This is a genomic window from Caldisericum sp. (assembly GCA_022759145.1).
Taxonomy (GTDB): domain Bacteria; phylum Caldisericota; class Caldisericia; order Caldisericales; family Caldisericaceae; genus Caldisericum.
Map to the genome: position 1 here is coordinate 1 of JAEMPV010000146.1, position 3,927 is coordinate 3,927.

Below are 3,927 nucleotides of genomic sequence, written 5' to 3' on the forward strand. Positions count from 1 at the left end.
CCTTTTGATAATAGAAGCATACCATTCAAGCGTGAAACCTTTTGGTAAAATACCCTGCCAGAATTTGGAAAAAGAAAAGATAATTGGCATTGAAATAGGCAAAACTATATATAAAACAAGTATTGCAATTATTATCTTCTCAAGAATATTTCTCTTCATATTTTTTAACTCCTTTTAAGCGATTTCTCTATCGCATTTAAAATTGATAGAACAACCGCAATAATCAAAATCAAAGTTACCGATAGAGCCGCCGATTGAGGTAAATTATAGGTTGACTCCGATGTTTGGAAATATATTTGGATGGAAAGAAGATTTTTTTCGCCTCCAACAAGCGCAAGGACAGTTCCAAAAGCACCAAGCATACCAGCAAACTGGATACTAAGCCCTGAAATAAAGCCTGGAGCAAGTGAAGGAATTATTACATATTTCCAGGTCTGAATAGTTGTGCAACCAAGATTTCTTGCTGCTTCAACAAGACTTTTATCAAGGTTCTCAAAGGTTGCAGCCATCGTAAGCGTCATAAGAGGTATCTGGAAAAATCCATAAACAAAAACAATTCCAGGCCAGGAATAGATATTAATATAAAAGTCCTTTGGTAAATTAAAGATCATTCTAATGAGTTGATTGATTACGCCGTTTCTTCCCAAAAGAACAATAAATGCAAAAGCAACGACAAGCCCTGAAAGAGTCAAAGGAAGCGAATATAGGGAAAGCAAAAAGTTTTTTGTATTACCTTTTAATCTTGAAATAAAATAACCAACCAGAGTGCCAAAAACTCCACCAAATAGGCTTGCTGCAGTTGAAAATAAAAGACTATTTCTTACTGCAACCTTATACTGGTCAACAGTAAAAATATTTTTGTAATATTGGAGGGTAAAAACACCTTTATCGTTAAAAAAGCCTTTTACAAAAAGATTGAATATAGGATACAATTCAAAAAAGCCTAAGAATATAAAAAATGGTAGTATAAGAAGGTATTCTTTATTAATCTTTCTCATATGTTCCCTCTAAGAAGAGGGGGAGTCCTACCACTCCCCCAATAATTCAAGTTAGTGTGCACCAACTGCTTTTGCCCAGGCGTCTATCAATGCATTGGAAATCTCATTATCTTTCTTATAGTCGATAAATGCAACCTTTGAGTATTCTTCTTTTGGAGGGAATTTTGCAGCAATGTCTGGAGGAATTTGGACATCAGACCTAATTGGTGTTACATATGCCTTTGCTAAAAGTTGTTGTCCTTTTTCTGAGAATAAGAATTCAAGGAAGAGTTTTGCAGTGTTAGGATGAGGTGCGTTTTTAGCCATTATAACTCCACCACCAGTTGCAATGGTTCCATCTGTTGGAATTACAACTTCAGCAGGAACTCCAAGCGTGTCTCTCCAGAGAAGAAGGTTGTAATCGAAGTTAATAAGAATAGCAACCTCGCCCCTTTGGAACTTACTTACATCAACCTTTGGGTCAACCGAAGCGATAATTCCGTTTTTATGGAGTTTTACAAGAAAATCGATACCTGCATTGTAATTGTAAGGGTCACCAGACATTGCATATGAAATTGCCTCGACCGTATTCACGCCAGTTCCTGTTGCCCTCGGGTCAAGATAACTTACAAGCCCTTTATAGGCAGGGTCGTTAAGTTCAGCCCATGTATGAGGAACTTTTTTAACAATATTTGTGTTTACAATAAACCCAAGAGTTCCCTTATAGGCTGCCTGCCATACTGAACCATTTGGAGCAACCCCCTTCTGCCCCTCTGGAATCTTGTCCCATACGCTAACTTTGTAATCGCTTGTATATCCTTCTTCCGCAAGTTTCATTGCATAGGATGGTTTGAGGTCTGCAACATCGTTCTTTGATGCATTTTCTTCCTTCATCCTCGAATATACAACAGAAGAACCCATATCGATGTCCTGGTGTTTAATGCCATAGAGTTTCTCAAACTCAGCATAAATTTCCCCATAGTTTGCCCAAACATCAGGCATTCCATAAGAGTTAATAACGCCACCTTCATTCTTAGCTTGAGCAGCAAGTGTATCCATTATGTTTGTTCCAGTTTGAGTACCTGTTTCAGTTGTTTGCTTCTTACATCCCGCAAACAAAGATGTTGTAATCACTAAAACAACCAACAAAACTAATAACTTTTTCATAATTCTCCACCTCCCTTAAAATTTTTGTTTTTTACTTTTCGAATTTTTTCATACCTCTTTCTCACCCCCTTAAAACCTCTTTTATACTTTTAAAACTCGTAAGAATTGCGTTTTTATCTCTATGAAGTTCGATAATGCCAACTATATCAGTTTGTAAGTCATTCAAACTTCTCAAAGACATAGCAAAATCGGGATCGATATTTATTATCGGTCTATGGATATCATAAAGGGTATCATTTGTATGCAAGTGGAGTTTCGCAATCCTTTCCTTTAACTCATTAACATAGTCGTAAATCTTATAAGAAGAGATTTTTGCGTGTCCAAAGTCAAGGGTAACATAAAGATTTTCAAAACTGAAAACAAAGTCTCTTAATTCAGAAGGATTGTTAAAAAGTTCAAACGGGAAATATACATTCTCAATTGCGATCTTAACCTGTGGAAAAGTTTTTATTATTTCTTCTACGGATTTTCTTAACGCTTCAACGTGTAAACGCCTTTCTGACATTGCAATACTTAAATATTCTTCGTATTCTTCGTAGGATTGAGGAAGGAAATCAAACCACGGAACATATCCACCATGCAGAGTAAAGTTGCTTGAGCCAAAAGAAATTCCATATTCAATTTCTCGCAGTATTTCTTTTACAACTTCTTTTCTTATACCTTCAACAGGATACGAAGGGTTAATTCCCCTTAAAAAGCCAATATGAAAAGTGATCTCAAAGCCAATGTCTCTCAAAAATAATACGAGATCTTTTGGTGTAAGCGGATTTATTTCAACAACTCTTAAGCCCTCTCCAAAAAGATTAACATAGTCCTTTTTCTCTAAAAAACTGCTGTAAGAAAAACCAAATCTAATCATTCTTTTATAAGCAGGGTATCTTGCCCTTCGAAATAAACATAAACTTCGTCGCCTTTTTCAAATTCTTTTGCAATCTCGATTGGAAGATCAACCTGTATCAAATTGTTAAAGGCTTTAAGTGTCATCCTTGCAAACGAACCAAGGAATGTCGTAACATCAACAACCGCCTTAAAAGCATTCTTATGCATCATCTCTTTTGAAATCTTCATCATTTCTGGTCTTACTGCAAGTGCGTATTTACCTGAAACATTTGGATTGGAAATTTCAAATTCATAATTCTCCCATTTGAATTTGCCATTGACAACTTCTCCGAAAAAGATATTAGCAACACCAACAAAGTTTGCAACAAAAAGATTCTTTGGTTCTCTATAGATTTCAACAGGTGTTCCAATTTGCTGTATTGTCCCTGCATTCATAACCACAATCCTATCTGATATTGAAAGTGCCTCCGCCTGGTCGTGTGTAACATAAATGGTGGTCATTGAAAGTTCCTTTTGAACCCTTCTTATTTCAACTCGTATCTCTTCTCTTACTTTTGCATCGAGAGCAGAAAGGGGCTCATCAAGGAGCAAAATCTTAGGACTTTTAGCAAGTGCTCTTGCAAGAGCAACTCTCTGTTGCTGACCACCTGATAATTGACGGGGATAACGATCCTTAAGGTTTGAAATCTTCAGCATCCCTAACAATGGCAAAACAACTTTCTCCTGCTCTGCCTTTGGAACACCTTTAATCATCAAGGGAAACGCAACATTCTCGAAAACTGTCATATGAGGGAAAAGGGCATACGACTGGAAAACAATTGCTACATCCCTCTTTTCTGGTGGAACATCATTAATAAGTTTACCATCAACAACAATTTCGCCACTATCAACAGTTTCAAAGCCAGCAATAGACCTGAGTAGTGTTGTTTTCCCGCATCCGGAA

Annotated in this window: 5 protein-coding genes; all 5 read right to left on the reverse strand. The window is 36.7% G+C overall.

Going from position 1 to position 3,927, the window contains the following annotated elements; all coding sequences use genetic code 11:
- On the reverse strand, nucleotides 1–159 hold a 159-nt coding region (locus tag JHC30_07890), incomplete at its 3' end, for a hypothetical protein (protein MCI4464061.1).
- Between the two features lie 5 nt (nucleotides 160–164).
- Nucleotides 165–998, reverse strand: a complete 834-nt coding sequence (locus JHC30_07895; protein ID MCI4464062.1) for an ABC transporter permease — start codon at nucleotides 996–998, stop codon at nucleotides 165–167.
- Between the two features lie 51 nt (nucleotides 999–1,049).
- Nucleotides 1,050–2,144: an extracellular solute-binding protein gene (locus tag JHC30_07900; protein ID MCI4464063.1), complete on the reverse strand. Its 1,095-nt coding sequence runs from the start codon at nucleotides 2,142–2,144 to the stop codon at nucleotides 1,050–1,052.
- 61 nt (nucleotides 2,145–2,205) lie between these two features.
- Complete coding sequence (locus JHC30_07905; protein ID MCI4464064.1) at nucleotides 2,206–3,003, reverse strand: sugar phosphate isomerase/epimerase; 798 nt, start codon at nucleotides 3,001–3,003, stop codon at nucleotides 2,206–2,208.
- A partial coding sequence (locus tag JHC30_07910; GenBank protein MCI4464065.1) for an ABC transporter ATP-binding protein occupies nucleotides 3,000–3,927 on the reverse strand: 928 nt, incomplete at its 5' end. The genes JHC30_07905 and JHC30_07910, both read right to left, overlap by 4 nt.

Excerpts from the sequence above, each read along its gene's own strand:
- JHC30_07905 (MCI4464064.1), bottom strand. The coding sequence starts at position 3,003 with ATGATTAGATTTGGTTTTTCTTACAGCAGTTTTTTAGAGAAAAAGGAC.
- JHC30_07900 (MCI4464063.1), bottom strand. The coding sequence starts at position 2,144 with ATGAAAAAGTTATTAGTTTTGTTGGTTGTTTTAGTGATTACAACATCT.
- JHC30_07895 (MCI4464062.1), bottom strand. The coding sequence starts at position 998 with ATGAGAAAGATTAATAAAGAATACCTTCTTATACTACCATTTTTTATA.